We start from the raw sequence: 25092 nt of genomic DNA, 5'->3' as shown, positions 1-25092 counted from the left end.
TAGAGTTACCTGCCTGGTGGATTTGATTTTGAATGGACATGTTTGTACCAGACCTGAAACTGTTGTGACATCGTTTTCACACGATCAGGATGTGTTGCAGCCAGATCTGTCGTCTCTGTGCCATCTTTCTTCAGGTTATACAGTTGCCATTTATCAGGCTGTTTTCTGGGCAGAATTGCTTTCCAGTTCCCTGCGCGGATCGCCTGATGCCGTGGGAGATCCCAGCCGAGTACTTCGTGTGCTTCCCGTTGTTCCCCCCGGAAGACCGGAACCAGGCTTTTGCCTTCCACGGGCAAAGGGTGTCGCCCTTTGAATTCCTGAGGATAGTCAGCGCCTGCGATCTCCAGAAAGGTTGGCATGAAGTCGATCACGTGGCCTGGTTGTCTGGTAATTGTGCCTCCCTGCTGAATCACTTCGGGCCAGCGGACGATGAGTGGTGTGCGAATTCCGCCTTCGTAACCTTCCAGTTTGGTTCCCCGAAAGGGGGTGTTGCTGGTTGTCGCCCACGCCAGTCCATAAGCGGCAAAGGTGTCAGCCGGTCCGGGAAGGTGGTTTGGACCACTGCCCGGTTTGATGAGTACGCCATCCTTTCGCCACATTTGATTTCGGGATTGGGCACTGAAGCCAAAACCACTCTGCGACGGTGTCAGTCCTCCATCGGGGGCAGCCCCATTGTCAGAGAGAAAAAGGACCAGTGTGTTTTTCTCCGCGCCGGCTGCTTTTAACGTCTGCAGCAGTTGTCCCAGGCCACGGTCAATGGATTTGACCTGAGCGGCATAGACCGCCATTCGTTCGGCTTGCCATGCCTGAAACGGATCCTTTTCCCAGTCTTGAATCAGGGGCGAACGTGGGGCCAGCTGCCAGGTTTTGGGAATCAGCCCCATCTGACGTTGAGTCTGAAAACGTTGTGAACGGAACTGGTTCCAGCCCTGTTTCTGGTAAAGTTCACGATATCTGTCAATCTCAGCTTCCCGGGCGTGTAAGGGCCAGTGTGGGGCGATATGAGCCACATAGAGCAGGAAAGGCTGCTGTTCTGAAAGTGCTCCTTTTAAAAAACGAACTGCATGGTCATTCAAAGCATCCGTCAGATAAAAGTTTTCTGGCAGGTTAATTCGTTCGCGATCATAGTAGTAAGGATTCTGTTTGACTTCATGAAAATAACTGATTTTTCCCTGACACATGGGGCCGAAAAAATGATCAAACCCTCGATCCAGGGCTGAGTCCCGTCCCTGCCATTTGCCGACCATCATGGTTCGGTACCCCGCCTGTTGCAGGACTTCACCAAATGTCACACACCGCGAAAAGTCTTTTGGTTCATTCCAGTGGTCGCCCCGATGCCCGGTCTGCTGACAATACAGGCCTGTTAATAAGGACGCCCGGGTGGGACCACAGATGGCATTGTTGTAAAACTGAGTGAATCTCATGCCGTCACGTGCCAGAGAATCGATATGCGGCGTATCAATTTCCCCACCGTAACAACCAATGTCTGACCAGCCCAGATCGTCGGCCATGACCAGAATAATATTGGGAGGGGAGACGGACTTATCTGCTCGAAGGACAGAATTCGGAAGAAATGTCAGAACCAGGATTATGTAGATTATTCTTTGAAGCATGTTACTGTTCTGTCTCAGGAATGATAAGAGATACTGAACCTCAACCATAGCATGGCAGGATGAGAGCTGTCAAACTCCTGCTGTAAAGATCAACTGGAAGATCTGGTCGTAAAAAAGCATAGCTAAAAATAAAAGGGCCTTCCTGCGAGAGGAAGGCCCTTTTGAGTATATCAGGTTCATTCAGCTGACTGAATGGGGTTGTTCGAGATGGTACTCTCGTGTTTTAGAAGACGAGAATGACGTCTGTACCAACAGTGAACTGGCTGTCTTTGGTACCACCATCTGAAGTGGTCCAGGGATCAGCACCGTCAGCCCAGTCCCAGCGAACTTCAGGACGAATTCGCAGGCAGGAATTCAACTTGTAGTTTAAACCTGCAGTGATTTCGTAGTAGTCCGTTCCGGGGTTACCCAGTTGAGTACCGTTGTGGTCACGCCACCATTCAACTCGCATACCAGCTTGAGCACAATCGCTCATTTCGTAGAACAGATACTGGTTGATGCCGTAAGCTTCAGCGTCCTGACCTGGGTCAGCAGCGTCACCATTACGGAAGAACATGTGGTCGTGCTGGAACACGTATGACAGGTTGTCACTCAGTTTCTGCTGAGCAACAATACTGAATACTGTCAGGTTGGAAGTTCCACCGAAAGCGTCATTTTCACCACCAGAGCTGATTGCAAAGGTCAATGAAGTGTCTTCGCTGTCGCTAGTCCAGCCAACAGAACCGAGGAAGCTCCACTCGTTGTTCTGATTTTCAAAATCGTCCCAACCAGTTGTGATACCACCTGTCAGAGAGATGTTGTCGCTCAGATCAGTACTGGCTAATGCACCAGTGTGAGTAAACGGTTCATCGTACTGCATGGTATAAGCATGTGAGTAGAAGAAGTTATCTGGAGCGGGAACCACTTCATAACCAATAACAGTGTAGAAGTGACCGATGTTTAATGTGACACCGTTTCCGATGGGTGCATACAATGATGCATACAACTGGGGCATTGCCAGACCGATCTGGTTGGCGGTCGCAATGTCATTTTCTGACCAGGTACCATCGAAGTTGGGAGTGTTGTTAGGTCCACCGAAGACTGCAGTATCTGCAGCATCAGAACCAACAACCATATCAACACGACCACCCCAACCGAAGCAGTCTTCGTTGGCGGCAGCGTCTTTTTCCAGAACGAAGTAGAGCTGGTTCAACATGAACTGACTGTCAGCCTGGTTGAAGCCCACACCCGGTGTGTTCAAATCGTTTTGAGGACGGTTACCATTGAAGGTAATACCGAATTCCAGCCAACCGCTGAGTTTCCAGCCGTTGTCTTCCAGGAAATTACCACAGCCATCACAGTCATCGAACAGACGAGTGAGACGTCCACTGCAGCAATCGCCATCATCTTCGCTGGATTCTTCACCGCAGCAGGTGTTGGGATCGGTGCAGGCTGGGGCACAGGTCTTGGGGGCACAGCATTCTGCTGTTAACCGTTCAAGTTCTGTGGCCAGCTTGTTACCGGCTTCTTCATACACTTTCGTGCAGCAAGCATTAGGCTGTGCTGGTGTGCAAGAAGGAGCACAACTGGCATCACCGCCAAATGCAGGTGATACAGCCATGAGACCCAGCCCACTTAGTAGGAGCCCAGTCAGTCTGGCTTTTCTTTTGAATTCTTTCAACGTTTGCATATTTTAACTCCTGAGTACACGCGTAAGGTGCTTGGTCTCCATACCGTCAGAAGGAAGGCGTATATGCTTTCCAAAACATTTAGTTAATAGAAGCCATACTGACGGTCTAATTAATCATGCCATCGCTAGAATCTGTTGACCTGTCACGGTCCAAACAATGAGCGCTAACAAAACGATGGCTCTAACTCGGAATATCGGAATTCTCAGTAGTGGCTTTGACTAAAAGAGATACGTCAAGAAAAACCTGCTTGATCAGGAGGGTCATGCATGGTTCGCCAGATTCCGGGAACCGAATATTTTACCAAATGATAAATATCATTAAGAATGCGCGTATTTCGTGCAAAGAAGAAAAAGGAGAGTTGCAAGTATGGTAGAAGTACCACATTAATAAGACTTTAAGACAAGCCTGTTTTGGAGGCATTAGACGAACAGAGCGTCTACAAATCCCTGTGAGTTAAAGAGTTCCAGGTCATCTATTTGCTCTCCGACACCGACGTACTTGACGGGGATGCCCATCTTTTGGCGGATCGCAACGGTGACTCCACCACGGGCTGTGCCATCTAATTTTGCTAAAATTAGTCCGGTGCACTCAATTGCTTTCGTAAAATTCTCCGCCTGGCTGATGCCATTTTGTCCCGTTGTTGCATCCAGGACCAATAGGCTTTCATGTGGTGCACCAGGGATTTTCTTGCTGATCACCCGTTTAATTTTATGGAGTTCTTCCATCAGGTTTGTATGGGTCTGTAAGCGTCCCGCTGTATCAATGATCAAATAATCAACGCCGGTTTCCAGAGCGCGTTCACAACCGGAATAGGCGACACTGGCAGGATCAGTTCCGTCTGGTCGAGTTACAATATCACAACCCAGCCGATTGGCCCACATCGTAAGTTGCTCGACAGCAGCAGCACGAAACGTATCTCCGGCTGCTAATAATACGGTTTTATTCTGCTTGAGAATCAGGTTGGCGAGTTTTGCGATCGAAGTAGTTTTTCCGACTCCATTTACACCGGCTACAAGAATCACAGTCACTCCGTCGGGGTTCTTATTCAGTGGCGACAGAGGGTCTTCCAGATCCCACTTTGTATCGCCTTCCCCTTCAAGTAAGGTTCTGATTTTCTCTTTGACGGTTTCTTCTATTTCTTCAAGAATGACTGTTCTGCCACCGTGTTTTTTACGAACTTCTTCACAGATGGCAGAAGAAGAGGCCACTCCCATGTCTGTTTTGATGAGGCGGGCCTCGAATTCTTCGATTTTTTGATCATCCAGGATTTCGCCCGCTTTGAACAAGTCGCGAACATCGGTTCGTAAGACTTCTTTGGTTTTTTGTAATCCACGTTTTAAGCGGTCAAACAGACCCATTTTTCTACTCTCTTACTGTATGAAGCTGGATGAAAGTCGTAATTAATAATTCCAGACCGGGATGATATAGATTTCCGGTACAGACGGCAAGCATCTGTTAGCGCTCACCATTTGTGTGATAGTTTCTTATTTTGCGTCCAACAGACTGTCAAACCGTTGTTGAGCCTGTTCCCAGAGTTCCTTGTCATGCGGTTCATATCTTTGTGTCTCAGTGGAATTTCTGACAATTTCTCGAATTTCCGATAGCGAACTAACCGAACCCGCTGCTCTGGCCTGGACCAGGACATTTCCGAGTCCGGTGGCTTCCACGGGCCCTGTGATTACAGGAACCTGACAGGAGTTTGCTGTGAATTGATTCAATAGCTCGTTTTTTGTCCCCCCGCCGACGATATGAATGACTTCGATGGGAGTACCGGTCAACTCTTCCAGCCAACTGAGGACCTTGCGATATTTGAGTGCCAGGCTTTCCAGAGCACAGCGAATAAACTGGCCTTCGCTTTCCGGAACTGGTTGACCAGTTTCTTCACAGTAACTTTTGATGGCCTCCAGCATATCATCAGGACTGAGAAACCGTGCGTCATCCGGATCGACCAGCGAGCGAAAAGCATCCGCAGAAGCAGCTGCCTCGGCTAACTCCGAATAATCCAGATTCTTGCCTCGACGCTCATAGGCACGTCTGCATTCCTGGACTAACCAAAGCCCCATGATATTTTTCAATAGTCGATAGGTTCCATCGATGCCCCCTTCATTTGTGACATTCAACTCAAATGCCCGTTTGCCGAGAACAGCAGAATTGACTTCGACGCCCATCAGAGACCAGGTCCCGGAACTGATGTAAGCCCAGTCCGGATTTCCGGTGTGGGATGTCGGGATGGCGGCGACTGCCGAGGCGGTATCATGTGTGGCAGGCGCGATCACATCAATTTTGCCGAGTCCCGTCTGTTGCATGACTTCATCCCGGAGCGTACCTAATTTCGTTCCCGGCGGGACAATTTTGGGGAACATACTGGTGGGAATCTCAAGCTGTCTTAACAAATCGCCTGCCCAGTCTCCCGTTACCGGGTTCAGGCATTGTGTTGTGGTTGCATTCGTGAATTCAACGACTTGACTTCCCGAGAGCAGCCAATGAAAGAAATCGGGCATCAGGAGGAATGAATGTGCCTGACTTAGTAATTCCGGGTCAGACTGCTGTATCGACAATAGTTGATAGAGCGTGTTAATCTCCATGAACTGCAGACCGGTGGCATCGAAAATTTCCTGCTGAGGAACGCGCAAGATTGCCAGATCCAGCATGCCTTCTGTGCGGGGATCACGATAGTGGTAAGGTTGTCCCAGGAGTTCCTGCTTCTGTGAAAGCAGTACGTAGTCAACGCCCCAGGTATCGACGCCAACCGAAATGATCTGGTCCCCATATTTTTGGGCGGCCAACGACAGACCTTTCAGAATTGATGACCAGAGACCAATGACATTCCAGCGGCGTGTTCCTGCCACCGGAACGGGACCATTGCTGAATCGATAGATCTCTTCCAGGCGGATCTGTTTGTCTTCCAGAATTCCTGCTAATACGCGACCACTCTCGGCGCCTAAATCAACTCCTAAAAAACACTGCTCTGGCATTTAAAAACCCTTGTTGTTCGAAGAACTATTCCTGAAATGCAACATGAAAATGATTTTGTGGACCCTCATAATACAAAAACTTCCTGGGAATTTCATTGCATACCGGTTGTCCCCCTGCAAAGAATTCCAGATCATGGAATCAGTTCAGTAGATGATTGTCTTTTTCAGGAGGAGACTCTATCCTGACCTGAAGAAGTCCATTTCCGAAATCCTCAAAAAATGAGAGAAACAATTGGTTATGCGAACAATGATGGCTTGTTTGTTTCTGGTTTTCAGCCTTTCTGTGATTCCGACCTCTGTCAAAGCGGAAGAACCGGTAAAGCTGATATTTGATACTGACATCGGAAATGATATTGATGATGCCCTGGCTCTGGCAGTGATCCATGCACTGCAGTCGCGGGGAGAGTGTGAGCTGTTGGCCGTGACCAGCAGCAAAGACAATCCCTATTCAGCACTGTATTGTGATGTGGTAAACACGTTTTACGGACGACCTCAAATTCCTTTGGGACGAGTTCAAAAGGGAGTCACGCCAAAAGATGGTTCCTATGTGAGAAAGGTGGTTGAATATTCTGAGAATGGCAAGCCGGTATTCCCACGTCATTTTCAGCATGCAGAGGAAATCCCCGAGGCGGTCAGCGTCTTACGAAAAACACTGGCTGCCCAAACGGATCAGTCGGTTGTCCTGGTTGTTGTCGGATTTTCGACCAATATTGCGCGACTGCTGCAATCTCCCGGAGATGAGGTCAGTCCCCTGACGGGCCAGGAATTAGTGACTCAAAAGGTCAAACTCCTTTCCCAGATGATTGGCCGTTTTGATCAGGATAAGCCTGATTCATTTCATGAGTATAATGTCAAAGTGGATGTTCCTGCGGCGCGCACGTTATACGAATTATGGCCGGACAAGATACCTGTGGTTGTCAGTGGTTGGGAAATCGGTCGTGCGATTCAAAACCGCGCAACCAGTATTTTGAATGACTACAGCTATGTAAAACATCATCCTGTCAAAATGGGATATGAATACTGGCACAAAATGCCCTACGATCGCCCAACGTATGATCTAACAAGTGTCCTCTATGCTGTCAGGCCCGACCGGAACTATTTTGGGTTATCAGCGCCTGGAAAATTTATAGTCAATGCGCAGGGGAAACTTGAGTATGCTGCTGATCCCAATGGAACGCAACGCTATTTGACCGTGACCCCAGAACAGATCGTCCGAACTCAGGAAGTACTGGAGAGTCTCTCCAGTCAACCGCCGGCACCGTAATTGAAAACGCGGTGTTTTTACAATTCTCCGTTCTTAAGTCAGATCTAATGAACCAGAAAACTGAGACCATTTCAGAGAATTCCTTCAGTAAACGCTTCAAAACTGCGTTGAAAAATCTGGGAATAGGGATCGTCTTTTTGATCGCAGGGCTATTTTTATTATGGCATAATGAAACGACAGTACTGGATCGTGAGCTCAAGCTTGAACAGGCCCAGTCTGTGATCTTGGAAACACAAAAAAAGATGCCTGAAAATGAAACGGTAGATCCTGTCGAAACTCAGGATCTGCGCTCGACAACCGTATTCAACTGGGGGTTCCGAATTGCAGGTTGGGTCATTCTATTTCTGGGACTGGCTACGCTTTTTAAGCCCCTGGTTGTACTTGTTGAGAAAATTCCCCTACTGAGTAATTTTGTGGGGCGCGGCATTACCGTATTTGCTCTTCTTAGTTCTTTGAGTCTCACTCTGATTCTGATGTCCGCCGTCTGGATGGTGGCAAGACCTGTGTTCGGCGCAGTCTTACTATTAATCGGTGTGATTCCTCTTTTTGTTTTGTATCGCTCTGGTAAGCGGGCCAGATTGAAGCAGTCGCTGAAGCAAGCCTGATTTGATTTCTTGAAGCCATTCTTGGTTGTAAATCTTACAGCATGGGCGGTTGCATTGCCTTACGTCCCTATCTCTCCTGTTTTGTGGTTGATTACCGATCGGGATCCAAACTTTCTGCCCAAGAACGCAGGATTCCTACAAGTCGAATAACCCATATAACCGATACCTTTGATATATCTAATACTCTTCACGCAGAAAATCCTGCGCGAAAGAGGCATTGTTTGCTGGATCTGCCTTGCTTTGAAGGCTGTTTTGTAGAGTCTCCGGCTTGTAGACTTCTTTAAAATGAGATTGAAGTACAACATGGTAAACCCGGCCTACCGATTATTGCTTGGAATGATTGTTCTCCTATCAGGGGTGGGATTCCGTTCTGCGCAGGCTCAGTATGGTCCTGCCGGTGGGGCTCCCGTTCCACCTGGGGCTGTTTTTTCACCGACTGGCTATCATCCTGGTAATCAAGTTCCCATGAATTACGAGCAAGGGCCGGTTAATTATCAAACAGTCGATCAATATCAGTCTTATTATGGTCCGGCAGATCAGTCCGAAATGATTACGCGCGTCTTACCCGTCGATCGTGGTTGGGGATATGATCATCCGTGGGACGGTCTGTTTGAAAATCTGGCACATAACAGTTGGATGAGAGTCGAGTATCTGCTCTGGAAAGCGCCTCCCGGAAATCAGTTGATTGGTTCTGAAATACCAAGTGGTAATGACCCCCGGCAACCTTTTGTAGGAGTTGATTTCTTTGGGTTTGGTACTCAGTCTACCAGGGAACTCGATTTAAGCTCAATTGGTACTCAAGGGGCTAACGGGATTCGGGGAACCTATGGAATTGATTTTGTCAGCGGAAGTATCGAGACTTCATTTTTCGGGATGGCTTCTGAAAACAGCTCTGTTTCTGTTGGTGAGGCAGATCTGTTAGGGCCCGAATTTGGAACGACTGATCTGATTTCAATTCTAACCTCTGTCGACGGTAATAATCCAGGGACTGACGGTCGACAATTTAATCAGAAGGTTGCAGTGAATTATCAACATTCGGCCTGGGGACTCGAAAGTAACTACGTGATCAATACCGAACGCCTCTTGTTCAGGACCTACTATGGTGCTGGGGGTTTGCAAATTCGTCCCTTGGTTGGTTTTCGATATTTGAAGATTGGTGAGAGAATGGAGATCAAGGGAGGCTTCGAAGAACTAACTACAACTCCTCCACAACCCTTTTTTGAGACCACGATCAAGTCCGAAACCAGTAACAAACTCTATGTACCACAAGCAGGGATTCGCATGGAGTTTGTGCACCCCATGTTTACGATATCGGCGCAACCAAAAGTGGGATTTGGAGTGAATAACTACAACGGTAGTGTTTTGACGAATCAATTTTGGTCTGAATCTGATCCGACGCACGTAACACAAATATCCCAAACAAGATTTGCACCCACATTTGAATTCGGTGTCAATGCCCGTATTCATTTGAGTGAATCTTTCACTTTTAATGTGGGTTATAACTTTTTGTGGGCCAATCAGGTTGCCAGGCCAGGTGGTATAATATATTACAATACATCATCATCAAATCCAAACACTGGTGTTTCTTTACAGGCCAAGAATAGTCTGGACAGCTACAAACTGCATGGCCTGGTTCTTGGTGCTGAATATCGCTTCCCGTAAGATGAGATGATCTGTCTCCAGTCCCTGTTCCATCAGGCGATTAGTTTTTCGACGATTTTGCCGCCGACGTTTGTCAGACGGATATCCAGTCCACCGAATTTCTGAGCCAGTTTCAGGTGGTTTAACCCAAACAAATGCAGCAGGGTGGCATGGAAATCGTTGATGTGCACCGGATCTTCTTCGACAGACCAGCCCAGTTCGGTGGTCTTTCCAATTACTTGACCGCCTTTGACACCCCCTCCTGCCATCCAAAGACTGAAGGCCCCCGGGTGATGATCACGTCCCGTGACGGCTTTTGACCCAGTTCGATTTTCTCCGAGAGGGGTGCGTCCAAATTCACCTGCCATTACGACCAGCGTTGAATCGAGCAGGCCGCGCTGCTTGAGATCTTTGAGTAGTGCTGCGACCGGCTGATCGACGATGCCGGCATTTCTGGAAATTCCCGCATCCAGGCCACTATGGTGGTCCCATGAGGCGTGATATAGATTGATAAACCGTACTCCTCGTTCAACGAGTCTGCGCGCCAAAAGACAATTACGGGCAAATGCGGACTCGGTATCTGAGCCTCCTCCGCGTTTTCCATTTTTGGTATTGCCCTTACGGTTTACGCCGTATGCTTCTTGTGTTTCCTTGGTTTCGCTAGATAGATCAATCAGTTCCGGAGCCGATGATTGCATTTGAAAGGCAAGTTCATAGCTGGCGATTCGGCTGGCGATTTCGTCATCGCCCGTTTGTGCCAACTGTTGCTGGTTCAGTTTTTTGATCGCTTCCAGGCCGGATTTCTGAATTTCTGCATTGATGCCGGGAGGATTATTCAGATTGAGAACAGGTTCTCCTTTGTTTCGGAATAAGACTCCAGCATAGGTGGAAGGTAAGGAGCCGCTTGACCAGAGTGAGGCACCGCCACTGGCTCCACGTCCGGCTGTCAGAACAACATAGCCGGGCAGGTTATTGGATTGACTTCCGAGGCCGTAATTCAACCATGATCCGACGCTCGGACGTCCAAAGCGTCCGACGCCTGTATTCATCATGAGCTGGGCGGGGTGATGATTAAACTGTTCTGTGTACATGGAACGAATCAGTGCGATATCGTCTGCACAGGAGCCGATATTGGGAAGTACGTCGGAGAATTCGGTGCCGCATTCGCCGTATTTTTTGAATTTACGCGAAGAGCCACTTAAGGTTGCGGTTTCTTTGTTGATGAAAGCGAAACGAACCTTTTCAGTCAGTTCTTTCGGCAGAGGCTGTCCGTTGAGTTCCTGAAGTTTGGGTTTGGGGTCATACAAGTCAATTTGGCTGGGGCCACCTGCCAGAAAAATGAAAATACAGTTTTTGGCGGTTCCCGGGAAATGAGAGTCTTTGGGAGCCAGTGGATTGGACAGATTGGATTCCGCAGCCAGCAGACCCTCTTTTTCCATCATGGCCGCCAGTGCAAAACTGGCTACGCTGCACGATGAGTTCATCAGGAAGCGTCGTCGTGCCAGATTTAAGGAATCAGCATTGGAATTCATCATTTCATCGATCCGAATATTGTGTGAGCAGTTTGGTTATAAAGTTCTGCAGGCAAGAGATCAGTTGGCTAACCACGAGTGACAAATTCATCCAGATTCATCAGGACCCGTCCAATGATAATCCAGGCAGCGACCTCTTGTGGGGTACTGCCTGTGGGAATGATTTGCGAATTTGTCAGCTTACTGACAGCCGCCTGATCTGATTTCAGGTGTTGAGTCTGTTCAAGATACAGTTGCTTGATGATGTCGTGTTCTGCTTGTGACGGTTGACGGGCCAGAGTCAGTTGGAACGCACGGTTAATGCGAGATGTCAAGCTGGCATCCGTTTGTTGTGTGTCTTCAACGATGCGTTTTCCGAGTACCTGCGAACATTCAAAGAAGACAGGATCATTCCAGATGGTTAATGCCTGCAGTGGAGTGTTTGATCTTTCCCTGCGGGTACAACTCAAATTCGAATCAGGCGAGTCGAAAGTCATTAACATCGGGTAGGGGACTGTTCTCTGGAAGAACGTGTATAGGCCCCGCCGGTATCGGTCATCACCTTTACTGGTAGGCCATTTGACTGAGTTGGCATATCCCAGACTGGCAACTCCGTCGGGTTGAGGTGGATTGACACTCCGTCCCCCAATTTTATGCTTGATCAGACCGCTAACGCTCAAAGCCTGGTCACGAATGATTTCCGCTTCGACGCGAAGACGGTTCTGATGTGACAGCCATGTGTTGTAAGGATCACGTTCTGCAAGTTCTGGTCTGGTATGGGAGGACTGCCGATAAGTCGCTGACATTACAATTAATTTGTGAAGCTGTTTGAGGCTCCAGTTGTGCTCCCGGAAATGAATCGCGAGCCAGTCCAGAAGTTCGGGATGGGAAGGAAGTTCTCCTTGCGTGCCAAAATCATTAATTGTGGAAACAAGACCGCGTCCAAAATAGCGACTCCAGATACGATTCACGGTCACGCGTGCCGTGAGCGGGTTGTTAGGATCGAACAGCCAACGGGCCAGATCAACGCGACTGGGGGTTTTTGAATTCAGCGGCGGCAAGATGGCCGGTGTGTTCGGTTGCACTTCATCAGCCGGGTTAAGGAAATCGCCTCGAACCAACAAGCGGGTCTTGCGCGGTGTTTTGAGGTGATTGACAACCTGAGCTTTTGTGGTTTCAGCGGGGTTGCGTGGTGCTTTCTTTCGATGTGCCAGTTCTGCCTGTTTCAGTTTCTCTAACTGAGGGTCGATTGTGCGGTAATACTCCAACAGTTCCTGTTGTTGTTCGCTGGTTCTTTTGTTCCGGGGAGTATTTAATGTCTCAGCAATTAAATCTGTCATTCCGTTTAAAGGTAACGGTTTCGGACCCGTTGTGAGTGAAAGTCGAAAGCGTCCCAGGTTATGATAGAGTTTCCGGGTCGAAGACTGTTGTAGCGAAACAGTGATCAAGGTGCCTTTTTCAAATCCGAATGCTGCTTTAGTCTCAAAGGTGGCAATCTGTTTCTTACCCTGCTGAGGACTGATCGACCAGCCTGTGTGCGGGCTGTTATTGATCACACGGTCCACCTTATAACCGGCCATTTCAAAGCTGGCCTGTGCTTTTTGCAATTTGATCTCTTGGGTTGTTTGAGGTTTTTCTAGAGACGCTGTTTTGACCGTGAGCATGGTTAATTCGAAATCGCCGGAGGGACTGCGGCCTGGTCCATTTTTCGGAAGGCTGGGGTCGGTGAGTGCCTCCAGGCGAATGCCGTTGATGTTTTGTAAGTCCGTTTTGAAAGTGATCGTATAGATCTCCGCGCGTCCGGGATTTTCACCTTCTGCAAGAATGGAATGATCAGGTAGAATTATCAGAGTCGTGTTTTGTTTGGCATGCACAGATTCAGGCTGTAGGACTGTCCAGACTGGATTTTTCTCCGTGTTCTGTTTTTCCCAGTTTATGAGTGCCTTTTCGAGTTGATTTTGTTCATATTCTCGAATGGCTTTGACAAGGGGCCGATGATCTTTTTGATAAACCTGGTTCGCTTTTTCGAAGGCGGCCTGTTCATCGGGGAGCGGTGCGCCAATATCGGGTTCGGTTAACGAGTTGAAAAAGGCATACAACCGATAGTATTCACGTTGTGTCAGAGGATCATATTTATGAGTGTGACATTGCGCGCATTCGACAGTGATGCCCAACCAGACTGAACCCAGTGTATTGGTACGATCGACGGTTCGTTTGACGCGATCTTCTTCCGGATCGGTTCCCCCTTCCCGGTTGATTAAGGTATTACGATGAAACCCGGTTGCGACTAATTGACTGGTTTTCGGTTTGGGTAATAAATCTCCCGCCAGTTGTTCCAGTGAAAACTGATCAAAGGGCATGTCATCATTCAATGCATTGATGACCCAGGTTCTCCAGCGCCAGGCGTGAGGGCGTTTGCTGTCTTTTTCGAAACCATCACTGTCGGCATAGCGCGCCAGGTCCAGCCAATGCCTGCCCCAACGTTCTCCGTAATGGGGTGAAGCCAGGAGCTGATTAACCAGTTTTTCGTACCAGTTGGGATTTGTATCCTGAGTCCAGCGTTCCCATTCTTCTGCGGAGGGGGGGAGTCCGGTTAAGTCCAGATAGACACGTCTGATTAAGGTACTACGTTCGGCTTCCGCAGAGGGTTGTACTTTTTCCTGTTCCAGCTTTCGGAGAATGAACGCATCAATCCCATTCTTGCTCCAGGAATTATTTTGAACTTGAGGGGGAGTCACTTGTTTCACTGGCTGAAAAGCCCAGTGATTTGAGCCAGGGAGTTTGTCTTTTGAGTTCGCAGACTCTGGCCATGTAGCGCCTTGTTCGATCCAACGTTTGATGAGTGCGAGTTCTTTGGTAGAGAGGGGCGTGCCTTCTCCTTCCGGTGGCATTTTATCGCCATCACCGATTCCTGCTACACGATGATAGAGTTCACTTTTCTGACTGTTTCCAGGCTTGATAGCGAGGCCGCTGTCGCCTCCTTCGAGCGCACGACTTTTCAGGTCGAGCCGAAAACCACCTTCCTGCATTTCCCGACCGTGGCAGGAATAACATTTTGCCTGAAACAGAGGTTTGATCTGTTTCTCGAAATCAATCGAGGAAGCGTTCGCTTTTGCATCTTTGGCAAAGAGAAAAGCAGGTTGGATGATCAGACTGAGGAAAAAGAACAGGCAGCTGGTTGTACCGAGAGTATTGCGATTCATTTTCTTGCCTTCGTGATTGTCAGGCAATTCAACGACCCGGGTGCGTCTCTGGAAGGCCACTGCTGCGCCATCGCAACAGGGGAGAACAGGTAAGTCCCCTTGGTGATCGTTGGATAGTATATCCTAATGGGTAAATACTACTATTGTCAATTATTTACAGCAGGACTACGTTTGGCTACCCCATAACGTGAAAAACCTTTAGAGATGAAACAGAATCATCTCTAAAGGTTTGAAAAAATCACGTGTCTGAGTTCAGTGAATATTTAAACGGTGTTTTGTTTATTTGTCAGTTTTCGGAATCGATGCTTCAATCGGGAATAACTTGAGGAGCATCTTTTTATTGGGGCGAGAACCATATTCGCACAGTTCAAACGATTCGGCGTATTTGATTTTTTTGCCGACGTCTTCACCATAAATGCCAATCAGTTCAGTCCGGTACTTATTGGCTTCGGAAGATTGTCTGCGCGACCAGGAAGGGCGAATGTGTTCCACGCGTAATTCTGGTGGATTGGCCGGTGGTACTTTTGCAGCGCGTTCCGGATTTCCTCCCGCGCCCCCTTCCAATGATTGGGAAACCAGTTGAGCGACCGCTTTGAGTTTTTGATCGAATACATTATCAACGGCGACGACAACATCAGGCCGAAAGGGATATGGTTTTTGGAATCCATCGCTGGAGTACATAAAGACGGGATTCTTTTTTAAGCGAGGGACATCGGGGCAGAAGTAGGGGACCGTGACCATAAAGGCGGCGTCTTGAACCAGTACGCCGACGTATCGATGGTCAGGATGATAGTCCCAGGGGCGATGAGAAATGACCAGATCGGCTTTCCATTCTCGAATCAGCTTCACAATCTTTTTTCTGTTTTCGAGTGTGGGCAGCAATTCTCCATCGTGAATATCCAGGACTTCCGATTCGACGCCCAGAATTTTAGCGGCGGCTTTGACTTCTGCTGTTCTGCGTTGTGCCAGTGTTCCGCCCGCCATTTCAAAGTGACCGATATCTCCATTCGTCACGGAAACCAGTTTTACCTTATGCCCTTGTTGCGCCCAAAGCGCGGCTGTGCCACCATTTTTGTATTCTGCATCATCCGGGTGAGCTCCAAAACAAATAATGCGCAAAGGAGCTTTGTCTTCTGCCTGCAGAGAAGGTGTGGCGAACAGGAGGGGAGAAACGAGGAAGAGAGTGAGGCAGGTTAATTTTTTGAGGTTGAGCATCATGGTCCTTAACTCCGATGGTAACGACGGAATGAATATATTAACTTCCTTCCAAAATACCGCAGTTAATGACCAAGTGGTAGTGCTGTGCACAAAAAAAGGCTCGCCGAAGCGAACCTGATTTTGTTTTTTGAATGGGAATCGAGATTTTCTGAGTCGGGATTACTCCGAAAAACTACGAGTTGTTTCTCTTTTAGTATTGGGTTTATCGTCCGTCTTGCTTGCCGTTTCTGTGCGATTGCGGGCACGTTCTTGTGCCATACCGACTAATTGAATGGCATATTGCAATTCTGCAGAATTGAAATAAGGTGTGGAAGGAGCACCACCTAAATGTTTGACTGATTTTGATGCCAGTTGCTGCCAACTCATTTTGTTAGCCAGATGCCATGCGGCGGCTTGTCCCGCCTGTTGGTTAACGCGGCCTGTTGCTACAAATCTGAGTAGTTCCTGAAGGGCAGGGTCTTTGACCATTTCTTCCGTTTTGACCATGCGGTAGTCCATCCGCGGGGCTGGCTCTGCTTTTCCATGTTCCAGGCAGACTGATGTGTAGGGGACATAAACTGTTTTTTCAGGAGGGATTGAGAAGAACCCACCACCGGCACCGCCAGCACCACCGGCTCCTCCGAGTCCACCACCTAAGCCGCCACCCAATCCACCGCCAGCGCCGCCGCCAGCTGTCTGAGCTCCACCACCTTGGCCACCTTGACCACCTAATCCACCTCCGAGTCCACCACCACCTAAGCCGCCGCCAAGGGCACCTTGTTTCAGGACTTGAACTGCAAGAAATGTTTCAGGCAGTTTCACATTGAGTGGCTTCTCATTGTTGTTTGTAATCAAAACATTGCCACCCTTAGAACTCTTGGCAATAATTTTGACATCAACTAAACCTGATTCCATTGCATTGAAGAGATCGTCGACCTTTTCAGCGGAAGGATCATATTTCTGTGGTTTGATTGCTTTCTTCGCGGCTTCGACACTGGAGCTTAAGCAAAGTGCCAGACATCCAACTGAGAGAAACATCAATAATCGGGAAGCAGGTTTTGTGGACAACATAGAAATTGTTCCTGTGGTTCACTAAGAGACTACCACGCATGCGCGGTGTAAGAAAAGGATTTCATTGTTTATCTTGAAATAGCCATTTATTACAACTATCTCATTATTATCATCTTACAGCATATTAAACGGTGCTGGCAATAAAAAGTTGTCTTGAAAGCAAGTTTTTCACAAGTCAGAGTGACGGCTATTTATGTGGAACCGGTCAGGTAAATCAGATGACGCATCAGATTGTGACGATTATGTGGTAAATATCAGTAGCAGAACATGCAGCAGGGCGTAATAATTTTGCTGGAGTCGTCTGCATTCTGACAGATTAACGGGAAGTTGATCACTGCAAGAAATCCGGATGTTAACAATCATTAACGCTTTTGAGCTCTATGCTTGTGGGAAAGAGTCATGATTCAGGAGATCACCGCAGAAAATGTGATTTCGTATTTAAAAGCGCAACATCACCTGGAGCCTGAGGAGACTGCCACTGCAGAGGCATTGGCTTGGGGGGTCTCAAATATAGTCATCCGTATAGATCGAGAGGATGGTGCCGACTTTGTAATCAAGCAATCCCGAAAGCAGCTACGAACACAGGCAGAGTGGTTCAGCCATCTTGACCGAATCTGGCGTGAACTGGAAGTGATGCAGGAATTGCAGCATCTGCTGCCGGCGGGAGTGGTGCCTCAAGTTCTGTTTGAAGATCGAGAGAACTATCTGTTTGCGATGGAGGCCATTGATGCAGATCACAAGGTCTGGAAAGGGGAGCTGTTAGATGGAAAATTCGATCAGAATATTGCGCGAGAATTAGGGACTTATCTAAGTACGATCCATCGCCAGAGTTTTTTGAATGAACAGTACCAAGCCCAGTGGGGAGATTGGGAAATCTTCGATCAGCTCAGGATTGATCCCTTTTACCGATTCATCGTGAAAGCGCATCCGGAAATCAAAGGCTGGGTTGATGAGTTGATCGAGGAAATGTCTGCGAATCGGGTTTGTCTCGTATTAGCCGACTTCAGTCCCAAGAATATTCTCATTACTGAAGAACGAATTCATCTGGTCGATTTTGAGACTGCTCATTATGGTGACCCTGCGTTTGATCTTGGTTTTTTTCTAAGCCACCTTTTGTTGAAAGCAATTCATTATCAACAAGAGGGCGATGTCTGTATTTCGTTGGCCGAGTCATTTTGGAAGGAATACGTCAATAATCAGTCACCTTTGCCAACAGGCGACGGTTCCCAGCCTAATCAACTGGAAGAGCAGGAACTGGGGCGACGAACCATTCAGCATCTCGCGGCGTGTATGTTAGCGCGTGTAGATGGTAAGAGCACGGTTGACTATCTGCCTGAATCTTTAATGCAGGATCAGGTGCGATCATTTGCACTCTCGTTGGTCCTGGATCCTCCCGCATCACTGCAAAATGCGAATTTGCGATTGAGCGAGATGCTGAATTCCTGAAGTCCCCTCAGGTGACGGTTTGCTCGATTCCTGTTATGTTAGAGAATAGAATTAACTGTGAACTTATTTAATAGCGATAACGACAATCTGGAGAGTGTTCTGGCATGACCCAAATCGAATATGTACAAGCGCGGGAAGTTTATGACAGCCGCGGCAATCCCACAGTGGAAGTTGAGATCTGCTGTGCGAATTCACGGCCGGGGAGAGCCATTGTTCCCAGTGGTGCCAGTACCGGGAAATTTGAAGCGGTGGAATTGCGTGATCAGGATTCCGAGCGTTTTGACGGGTTGGGTGTGACTCAGGCGGTTGAAAATGTACGACGCGAGATTGCAGATCTCTTGATTGGCCAGGATGCTGCCGACCAACGTACCATTGATTCCCAATTGTGTGCGTTGGATGGAACTGAAAATAAATCACGTTTGGGAGCGAACGCGATATTAGGGGCCTCACTGGCAACGGCATACGCGGCTGCTGAGGCACAACGGCAGAGTCCTGTCGAGCGATTTGCCGAAATCTGGTCAGAATATGCTTCTGGTAAGTCCAGTAGCGATTCTCCGCAGCGGACTTCTTTGCTGGCGCAATCCATGTTGCTGCCGTTGCCGATGGTCAACATGATATCGGGAGGTCTGCATGCAGGGCGGAATCTCGATTTTCAAGACTTTCTAATCCTGCCCATTGGTGCGACTTCATATCGGCAGGCGTTCGAATGGATCGTGACTATTTATCGCCGATTGGGTCAGATCTTAAATAAAACCGGGCATGAAGGAACTCTGATCGGAGATGAAGGCGGGTACGGGCCTAAACTCAGCTGCAACAGCGAAGCCGTCAAATTTGTCGTAGCAGCGATTGAAGCATCAGGTTTAGTTCCGGGCCAAGATGTGGCGATTGGACTGGATGTCGCCAGCACACACTTTTATGACGCAGAGACAGGTACCTATCACTTGAACGCGACGGGAGACGAAGCGCTTTCCGCTGACGATGTGATCGATATGCTGGAACGCTGGGTGGATACTTATCCGATTATCAGTATCGAAGATGGTTTGGCAGAAGATGACTGGGAAGGTTGGAAGAAGCTGACCGAACGATTGGGGCACCGGGTGCAGTTGATCGGCGATGATCTGTTTGTGACCAATCAGCGTCGCTTGCAGCAGGGCATTGACAGTCAGACCGCGAATAGTGTGCTGGTGAAATTGAATCAGATTGGCACACTCTCTGAAACATTGGAAACATTGCGCATGGCCATTGATCATGGATATTGGCCTGTGGTATCGGCCCGAAGTGGAGAAACAGAAGACACCACGATTGCCGATCTGGTTGTGGCTACAGGAGCAGGTCAGTTAAAAGTTGGATCAGTGGGGCGAAGTGAGCGTTTAGCAAAATATAATCAACTGCTCAGACTGGAAGAACAATTGGCTGGGCGAGCTGGTTATCATGGAGGCGGCATTTTTTCCAGCTTGAAGTAGGAACGCATTTGCAGATCGCGATAGAACATAAGAAAAGAGCCTTCCTTTGCCAGGAAGGCTCTTTTCAATGGGATTCATCACGGTTGTTTGTAGAGCATTTAGTTGGCAGCAACTTGAGTTGCTCCTGCACTTGCTTCTGGTAACAGGTTGATATCCAGTGTTGCCAGCAATTGACCTTTTTTGTTCATAATGTGCATTTTAGCTTCGGTCGCTTTGCTCAGTCCGATTTGAGGTGTCTGGAAACCGAGTGCGGTGTCTTCCCACTTTTCGATTTTGGCTGGTAATCCCATTTCATTGATTTCCAGAACAACCATTCCCTGTTCTGTTCCCAGCCCTTCTGCAGATAATTGAAACTGTTGTCCCGCGACCAACTCCAGACGTTCTGGTTCTGCCTGTTCCTGAGTGGCTTCAGTGGCTGCAACGATTTCCTGTTCGGCAATGACGGGAGCAGCAACCAATGGTTCGTTGAATTCATTGTAAGTGACAGGAGCACAGGCAGTGATGACACACGGGGTCACGATCGGATCTGCACAAACAACAGGATACCAGGGGCGGCATACTGATGGGCATGTAGGACGGTAGTTAATGTGGCACCAGGGGCGATTCCAGTGTTTGTGACCATGATGGTGTCCCTTGTGATTAAAGTGGTGACCATTGTGATGATTGTTGTGGTGCCCATGGTGATTGTTATGTTTCACGGGTTTGAAATTCGATTTGAAAGAATGTTGTGTTGGTTTGCGATGCTGATTGAAATGATGTTTGCCGTTGAACTTCTGTGTTTTGCTGGAAGTGGTTTGCTTTTGAGTGGGAGAAAATTTGTAAGTGTTCGTTCTCGTAGAACGACTATTGTTTGTCGTGTTGTATTTTGTGTTTTTGAAGTTTTTCTGGCTGTTGTATCGGTTTGTGAACTTCTGAGTCTGCGGCGTTCGGTAGTTCTGTTTGGAAGAGACTCGCTTCATGGACGAATTTCGTTGTGAAAAGGATGATCGTTGGCCGTGGTTACGATAATTCGAGTTACGGCTGCTGTGGTAATTACTACGATTGTTGAAGGAGCGGCTCGATGAACGATTCGATGATCGCCCTGAAGACTTTCCTGAAAAACGGTTCCCAGCGGAAGCGTTTTCAGAGACTAAAACTAAGCTCAAGGTGATGCAGGCGAAGAGAGTGGCTGAAAATTTCATCGTTTTGTTCCTTATTGGTTTGATTTGATTGAGTGTTGAGTTTGTTGTTCTCACACCCCACCAAGCGGGAACGGTCAGAATCTGTTACAGCTTTTTTGGAAAAAAAGAAACAGCAAATGAACACTATTGGCCAGGCTGTTTTGGGGAATAGAGTCCGTTGAGTGCGTCCAGGTCGGCCTGAAGTGCCTGGAAAACGCGAAAAATGCTGATGGCGCCTAGAGTTCCGGCAACTGTAAGAATGCCGATGGCGACTTTATCATCCAGGTTGATCATGGCCAGCGAGGCGATACTGAGCATCGGCACCAGGAAGGCCAGCATCAAATAAACCCAGCTCAGACGTTTGATTTGTGTATAGCTTTCGGGGGCGGGCTGACCGAAATCATGGGCCGCATGAAGACGAGGGTAGATCAGATGCAGGCTGAGCCAGGTGACACCGAAAAACGGATAGCTGGCAGCAATCAGGCCACACAATAAAAGCGATCCGAGGAAGTGCAGGTAGGCCGTGATTGATAATGAGCCAATCGCATAGTGCATACTGACTGGGTAGGCGATGCCAGCAACCACCCATTCTGCAGTACAGATCAAAGCCGCATAATGCCCCAGGCGTAAACAGCGTTTTTCTACGACTGCGGATTGTGGCTCGCTTGAATCGTTGCTTGCCCTGTTTTCAGCAGCAAATCGGAGGATAGTCCAGGTGATCCAGCCAATCAGCCCCAGACCCAGAGGATAGGCGATGAGATTGATCGTAGACTGGATTTGCCAGAACGCTTCCTGTGAATTTTTTAAGTGCTCGACGATATGTTTCTGATTGTGGAAGAAATTGAATAAGCCGGCCAGGATATTCGGAATGGCTACGACCAGAATTACAAGCGGAATCTCCCAGCCTTTCAGGCGTGCAAACCAGCTGGTGGAGGGAGGATATAAAATCTGCTGTGCGCGAGGATTCAAACATAATTTCAGTTGGCTGGCAAGTTCCGCACCGGAGCTCCAGCGTTCTTCTGGTGAAGGGGCGAGACATTTCTGTAGCACCGTTACCAAGTGTTCCGGACAATCCGGCGGCAGGTGCTGTGGCATTTCATTTAAGTCAGAGCCTGATTGGCGTTGCTGGATCATCTGATTCAACAGGGAGGACCAGCCTGTTGAAATAGCGGGATCTTGAAAGGGACGCATGCCTGTGAGCAGTTCCCATAGCATGAGTCCCAGCGAATAGAGGTCGCTGCGCTCGTCGAGGCTTTCCGGTGATCTGGTATGTGTGGGATCATAGGCTTCCAGTTGTTCGGGGGACATGTAAGCCAGACTTCCGCCAAAATACGCCGCGGGCGTGGTGCCAGTGACGTGCGAACTGAAACTGATATTGAAATCAGCCAGTTTTGGGACTCCGTCCGATGTCAGGAGCACATTCGCCGGCTTAATATCACGGTGCAAGACCCCTTTCTGATGTGCGTAGTCCAAGGCTTTGGCCAGTCGGATTCCCAACCAGCAGATGGCTTCTGGCCACGAGAGCGACTTCAATGTCAGATACGTATAAGATTCCGCAGGTCGAGATTCCCCACGCAATTCCAGTGATTGATTAATTGCCGAAATGAGGATTTTCCCTGAGCGTTCTGCCGGGGCTGTTTTGCGAATCATTTCGACGACAGACTGCAGTGTGCCGCCGGGAAGGTATTGCATATATAGCAGACGGATTTTTTGCTCTGGCAGCAGGCGTTGATCAAATACTCGTACGATGTTGTCGTGATCCAGTTGTGCTAAGGTTTGTGGCTCGTCACTGGAATCTTCTGAAATTTTTAACGCAACCAGACGTTGCATCGAAGTCTGACGTGCCTGATAAACTTTGGCAAACGCCCCTTTGCCTAAGAGAGTCAGCAATTCAAAATCATCGACCGTATGCCCTGGTTGAAAATTGTGAAGTGCCTGTGGCGGGGAGTGGCTCAGCATTTTTGTGCTGCTGTAGGCATGGTCCAATTCAAATAGTTGTTTCAACTGTGCGCTGGCTGTCGGAAAAAAACTGAGATATTCCGCAGGGTCGACTTCAAACCCATTCTGGCGACGCAGATGGTACTCTTCATAGAGCAGATCAACGGGGACAGTCTCTTCCAGAAGGAGAGGGAATTCTTCCAGGTATTCTCCGATGCGTTTGGGGAAATTAAACTGCTGCCAGCGAAATTCCAGATCGATTTTAATGAGTTCGATGAGGAGAAAACGGTTGATGGGAACCGTTTCGGGAAGATATTGTTTTAATTCAGGGGGAGCTTGTTGGGCTTCCCAGTCGCCGACAAACTGTTCCATCACTTCTGTCAGCGCAGCGAGACTGTCCTGGCTGTCTGTTGTATTCAGATGTGGCGACGGTTCCGACAACAAAGTGGTCCTGAATTGATGAACACAGTTCTGAGATGATTCCGGTGAATAATTCAGTAGATGACTTGGCCCGTCAATGGTATAAAGGGGCTAATCAATCCACCTGAATGGGCATCATAGTAACCGATGATGCGTCATGTGGAAAGTAGAACGCGCCAGACTTGAATGACTCATTACAGGAAGTGTGAAGTTTTCATGACGACTGACATCGAAGAATTGATCAGCCAGATTAAACAGGGGAGCGAGCCGGCTTTGCTCGAATTTATCGAAGCGCATCGTGCCCCTTTGTTAGCCTTTATCAACAAAAACATGAGTGATGGGCTCAAAAGCAAAGTCGAAGCTGCTGATATTCTGCAGGAAGCATCGCTGAGCGCGGTCGAGTCATTGTCACAAATGGACTTTGAGCAGAAAACGCCTTTTAACTGGCTGTGCCATCTCTCTGAGCGGCGGATTATCGATAATCACCGGAAATTCTTCCAGGTGCAAAAGCGGGCAGCAGGACGAGAAGTCAAACAACGATCTCCCAGTGATGGAGAAGGTCAGGGATTTATGGATTTGCTGATCGCCAGCATTACCAGTCCCAGTCAGGCATTCTCACGCGGCGCAAAAGAAATGAAATTATTAATGGCGCTGGAAAGCTTACCGGAAGAGAATCGAGAAGCGATCCGCTTAAAGTATGTCGAAGGGCTCCCAACCAAAGAGATTGCAGCTCAGTTGGGGAAGTCCGATGTTGCGGTTCGCGTGATGCTCAGTCGATCGATGGTGAAACTGCAGGAGCTGTTGATGCATGAAGACGAATTCAAGAGCATGCTCGGGCAATGAACTGGCTTACTCTGCATCTTCTTCGTCGTTTTTGGGCGCAAGTTCGTCGTTGATGCGATCAATCATTTGCCGCAGTCGTCCCAGATTTTTCCGGTTGAATAGCAAAGAAATTCGAGGCAGGTCGGCTAAATGGTCGTCGTCTTTTTCCAGCTCATGTGTTTCGACTTTGGTGATGATACCTGATTCCAGGATATCTTTGAATTCATTATTCAACTGTTCAACAAATTGATTGCTGGGTTCAACATGTAGCCGCAGTACCAGTCGGCCTTTGACATATCGCATACTGTTGTAGACGCTGTAAAAGCCGATGACTTCATCGACGGCATCCTCAATGTTATCTGTGACATAAAACAGAGATAAATCTTCCTCTGAGATCAACTCCTGTTTTAACAGATTGTTTTTCAGGAATAACTCCCATTCTTTCCAATAGGTCCCTCCTGGAACATCTAAAAGAACGATGGGCATCGGATCGCGTTTTCCGGTTTGGACCAGGGTGAGTGTTTCGAAGGCTTCGTCTAACGTGCCAAAACCACCGGCACAGCAAACGATGGCGTGGACTTCTTTCACGAAAAGCAGTTTGCGGGTGAAGAAGTAGTTCAGGTTGACCAGCTTTTCGTCTTTATGAATGACGTAATTCGGCTCCTGTTCGAAGGGCAGTACAATGTTGACACCCATGGACATATCGGTGCCCGCACCGACATGGGCTGCTTCCATGATTCCCGGACCGGCACCGGTTACAGTCATCCATTTTTCTTCGGCCATGCGGCGACCGAATTGAAGCGCCTGCTGGTAGGCAGGGTCATCGGGCAGAGTTCTGGCAGATCCGAAAACGGTGACTTTGCGCTGCTTGCGATAGGGGGTGAATACTTTAAACGCGTATCTGAGTTCTTTCAGGGCACGGTCCAGGATCTTGAGATCGCCACGGGTAGCCTGATCTTGTTGCAGTTTATCGGCGGTTTCTTTGATGCTGGCGACGATGGAATCGAACGGATAAAGCTCGGGGCTGTGCTCGGTAGGGAGTACATCAGACTCAGAGACGCTGGGCCGCGTTTTTCGATATTTCCTCGACATG

18 protein-coding genes are annotated in these 25092 nt (G+C 48.4%); 7 read left to right on the top strand and 11 right to left on the bottom strand.

Annotation, left to right across the window (positions count from 1 at the left end; genetic code table 11):
• Positions 1-5: 5 nt before the first annotated feature.
• The 4 genes from Pan241w_RS16055 to rhaB all read right to left on the bottom strand — a co-directional run bounded on the left by Pan241w_RS16055 (position 6) and on the right by rhaB (position 6258).
• Entirely contained in the window at positions 6-1613 is a 1608-nt protein-coding gene (locus tag Pan241w_RS16055) for an arylsulfatase (protein WP_197999965.1), read from the bottom strand.
• Positions 1614-1836: 223 nt separating this feature from the next.
• The gene (locus tag Pan241w_RS16050; protein WP_197999964.1) at positions 1837-3213 is read right to left on the bottom strand and encodes a porin; all 1377 of its coding nucleotides are present in this window, start codon (positions 3211-3213) and stop codon (positions 1837-1839) included.
• 489 nt (positions 3214-3702) lie between these two features.
• Positions 3703-4641 (bottom strand): signal recognition particle-docking protein FtsY, encoded by a 939-nt coding sequence (gene ftsY, locus Pan241w_RS16045; RefSeq protein WP_145217790.1) that lies wholly within the window; start codon positions 4639-4641, stop codon positions 3703-3705.
• A gap of 126 nt (positions 4642-4767) precedes the next feature.
• Positions 4768-6258 carry a rhamnulokinase gene (gene rhaB / locus Pan241w_RS16040; RefSeq protein ID WP_145217788.1) on the bottom strand — a complete coding sequence of 497 codons (1491 nt, stop codon included), beginning with the start codon at positions 6256-6258 and terminating at the stop codon, positions 4768-4770.
• 238 nt (positions 6259-6496) lie between these two features.
• Here rhaB and Pan241w_RS16035 point away from each other — a divergent pair, with 238 nt between their 5' ends.
• The 3 genes from Pan241w_RS16035 (at position 6497) to Pan241w_RS16025 (ending at position 9789) form a co-directional block, all read left to right on the top strand.
• Positions 6497-7522, top strand: a complete 1026-nt coding sequence (locus Pan241w_RS16035) for a nucleoside hydrolase (RefSeq protein ID WP_145217786.1) — start codon at positions 6497-6499, stop codon at positions 7520-7522.
• A 107-nt stretch (positions 7523-7629) separates the two neighbouring features.
• Complete coding sequence (locus tag Pan241w_RS16030) at positions 7630-8127, top strand: TMEM43 family protein (protein ID WP_197999963.1); 498 nt, start codon at positions 7630-7632, stop codon at positions 8125-8127.
• A 636-nt stretch (positions 8128-8763) separates the two neighbouring features.
• Positions 8764-9789, top strand: a complete 1026-nt coding sequence (locus tag Pan241w_RS16025; protein ID WP_197999962.1) for a BBP7 family outer membrane beta-barrel protein — start codon at positions 8764-8766, stop codon at positions 9787-9789.
• A gap of 32 nt (positions 9790-9821) precedes the next feature.
• On the opposite strand, the gene Pan241w_RS16020 is transcribed toward Pan241w_RS16025, so the two are convergent.
• The 4 genes from Pan241w_RS16020 to Pan241w_RS29430 form a co-directional block, all read right to left on the bottom strand.
• Entirely contained in the window at positions 9822-11303 is a 1482-nt protein-coding gene (locus tag Pan241w_RS16020) for a DUF1501 domain-containing protein (protein WP_232107170.1), read from the bottom strand.
• Positions 11304-11368: 65 nt separating this feature from the next.
• Positions 11369-14482, bottom strand: a complete 3114-nt coding sequence (locus Pan241w_RS16015; RefSeq protein WP_145217780.1) for a PSD1 and planctomycete cytochrome C domain-containing protein — start codon at positions 14480-14482, stop codon at positions 11369-11371.
• Positions 14483-14761: 279 nt separating this feature from the next.
• Positions 14762-15700 carry a PIG-L deacetylase family protein gene (locus Pan241w_RS16010; protein ID WP_145217778.1) on the bottom strand — a complete coding sequence of 313 codons (939 nt, stop codon included), beginning with the start codon at positions 15698-15700 and terminating at the stop codon, positions 14762-14764.
• A gap of 159 nt (positions 15701-15859) precedes the next feature.
• Positions 15860-16750 (bottom strand): hypothetical protein, encoded by an 891-nt coding sequence (locus Pan241w_RS29430; protein ID WP_197999961.1) that lies wholly within the window; start codon positions 16748-16750, stop codon positions 15860-15862.
• A gap of 399 nt (positions 16751-17149) precedes the next feature.
• Here Pan241w_RS29430 and Pan241w_RS16005 point away from each other — a divergent pair, with 399 nt between their 5' ends.
• Both Pan241w_RS16005 and eno read left to right on the top strand, forming a co-directional pair.
• Entirely contained in the window at positions 17150-18196 is a 1047-nt protein-coding gene (locus Pan241w_RS16005; RefSeq protein WP_145217776.1) for a phosphotransferase family protein, read from the top strand.
• Positions 18197-18300: 104 nt separating this feature from the next.
• Positions 18301-19659, top strand: coding sequence for a phosphopyruvate hydratase (eno, locus tag Pan241w_RS16000; protein ID WP_145217774.1), 1359 nt, complete (start codon positions 18301-18303; stop codon positions 19657-19659).
• 98 nt (positions 19660-19757) lie between these two features.
• Here the strand turns inward: eno and Pan241w_RS15995 are convergent, their stop codons facing one another.
• Positions 19758-20177: a hypothetical protein gene (locus Pan241w_RS15995; RefSeq protein WP_145217772.1), complete on the bottom strand. Its 420-nt coding sequence runs from the start codon at positions 20175-20177 to the stop codon at positions 19758-19760.
• 90 nt (positions 20178-20267) lie between these two features.
• Between Pan241w_RS15995 and Pan241w_RS15990 the strand changes: the two genes are divergently transcribed.
• Complete coding sequence (locus tag Pan241w_RS15990) at positions 20268-20636, top strand: hypothetical protein (RefSeq protein WP_145217771.1); 369 nt, start codon at positions 20268-20270, stop codon at positions 20634-20636.
• A 327-nt stretch (positions 20637-20963) separates the two neighbouring features.
• Here the strand turns inward: Pan241w_RS15990 and Pan241w_RS15985 are convergent, their stop codons facing one another.
• On the bottom strand, positions 20964-23198 hold the full coding sequence (locus Pan241w_RS15985; protein WP_145217769.1) for a serine/threonine-protein kinase: 2235 nt from the start codon (positions 23196-23198) through the stop codon (positions 20964-20966).
• A 195-nt stretch (positions 23199-23393) separates the two neighbouring features.
• Here Pan241w_RS15985 and Pan241w_RS15980 point away from each other — a divergent pair, with 195 nt between their 5' ends.
• Positions 23394-24020, top strand: coding sequence for an RNA polymerase sigma factor (locus Pan241w_RS15980; protein ID WP_145217767.1), 627 nt, complete (start codon positions 23394-23396; stop codon positions 24018-24020).
• A gap of 6 nt (positions 24021-24026) precedes the next feature.
• Here the strand turns inward: Pan241w_RS15980 and Pan241w_RS15975 are convergent, their stop codons facing one another.
• Positions 24027-25091 carry an LOG family protein gene (locus Pan241w_RS15975; RefSeq protein ID WP_145217765.1) on the bottom strand — a complete coding sequence of 355 codons (1065 nt, stop codon included), beginning with the start codon at positions 25089-25091 and terminating at the stop codon, positions 24027-24029.
• Position 25092: the final 1 nt, after the last annotated feature.

It is taken from the genome of Gimesia alba (genome assembly GCF_007744675.1).
In the GTDB taxonomy this organism is placed as follows: Bacteria; Planctomycetota; Planctomycetia; order Planctomycetales; family Planctomycetaceae; genus Gimesia; species Gimesia alba.
The sequence above is the reverse complement of the archived record's forward strand: the minus strand, read 5'-3'. Positions and strand labels throughout refer to the sequence as shown.

Excerpts from the sequence above, each read along its gene's own strand:
- Pan241w_RS16055 (WP_197999965.1), bottom strand. The coding sequence starts at position 1,613 with ATGCTTCAAAGAATAATCTACATAATCCTGGTTCTGACATTTCTTCCG.
- Pan241w_RS16050 (WP_197999964.1), bottom strand. The coding sequence starts at position 3,213 with ATGGCTGTATCACCTGCATTTGGCGGTGATGCCAGTTGTGCTCCTTCT.
- ftsY (WP_145217790.1), bottom strand. The coding sequence starts at position 4,641 with ATGGGTCTGTTTGACCGCTTAAAACGTGGATTACAAAAAACCAAAGAA.
- rhaB (WP_145217788.1), bottom strand. The coding sequence starts at position 6,258 with ATGCCAGAGCAGTGTTTTTTAGGAGTTGATTTAGGCGCCGAGAGTGGT.
- Pan241w_RS16035 (WP_145217786.1), top strand. The coding sequence starts at position 6,497 with ATGCGAACAATGATGGCTTGTTTGTTTCTGGTTTTCAGCCTTTCTGTG.
- Pan241w_RS16025 (WP_197999962.1), top strand. The coding sequence starts at position 8,764 with ATGAGAGTCGAGTATCTGCTCTGGAAAGCGCCTCCCGGAAATCAGTTG.
- Pan241w_RS16020 (WP_232107170.1), bottom strand. The coding sequence starts at position 11,303 with ATGATGAATTCCAATGCTGATTCCTTAAATCTGGCACGACGACGCTTC.
- Pan241w_RS16015 (WP_145217780.1), bottom strand. The coding sequence starts at position 14,482 with ATGAATCGCAATACTCTCGGTACAACCAGCTGCCTGTTCTTTTTCCTC.
- Pan241w_RS16010 (WP_145217778.1), bottom strand. The coding sequence starts at position 15,700 with ATGATGCTCAACCTCAAAAAATTAACCTGCCTCACTCTCTTCCTCGTT.
- Pan241w_RS29430 (WP_197999961.1), bottom strand. The coding sequence starts at position 16,750 with ATGTTGTCCACAAAACCTGCTTCCCGATTATTGATGTTTCTCTCAGTT.
- Pan241w_RS16005 (WP_145217776.1), top strand. The coding sequence starts at position 17,150 with ATGATTCAGGAGATCACCGCAGAAAATGTGATTTCGTATTTAAAAGCG.
- eno (WP_145217774.1), top strand. The coding sequence starts at position 18,301 with ATGACCCAAATCGAATATGTACAAGCGCGGGAAGTTTATGACAGCCGC.
- Pan241w_RS15980 (WP_145217767.1), top strand. The coding sequence starts at position 23,394 with ATGACGACTGACATCGAAGAATTGATCAGCCAGATTAAACAGGGGAGC.
- Pan241w_RS15975 (WP_145217765.1), bottom strand. The coding sequence starts at position 25,091 with ATGTCGAGGAAATATCGAAAAACGCGGCCCAGCGTCTCTGAGTCTGAT.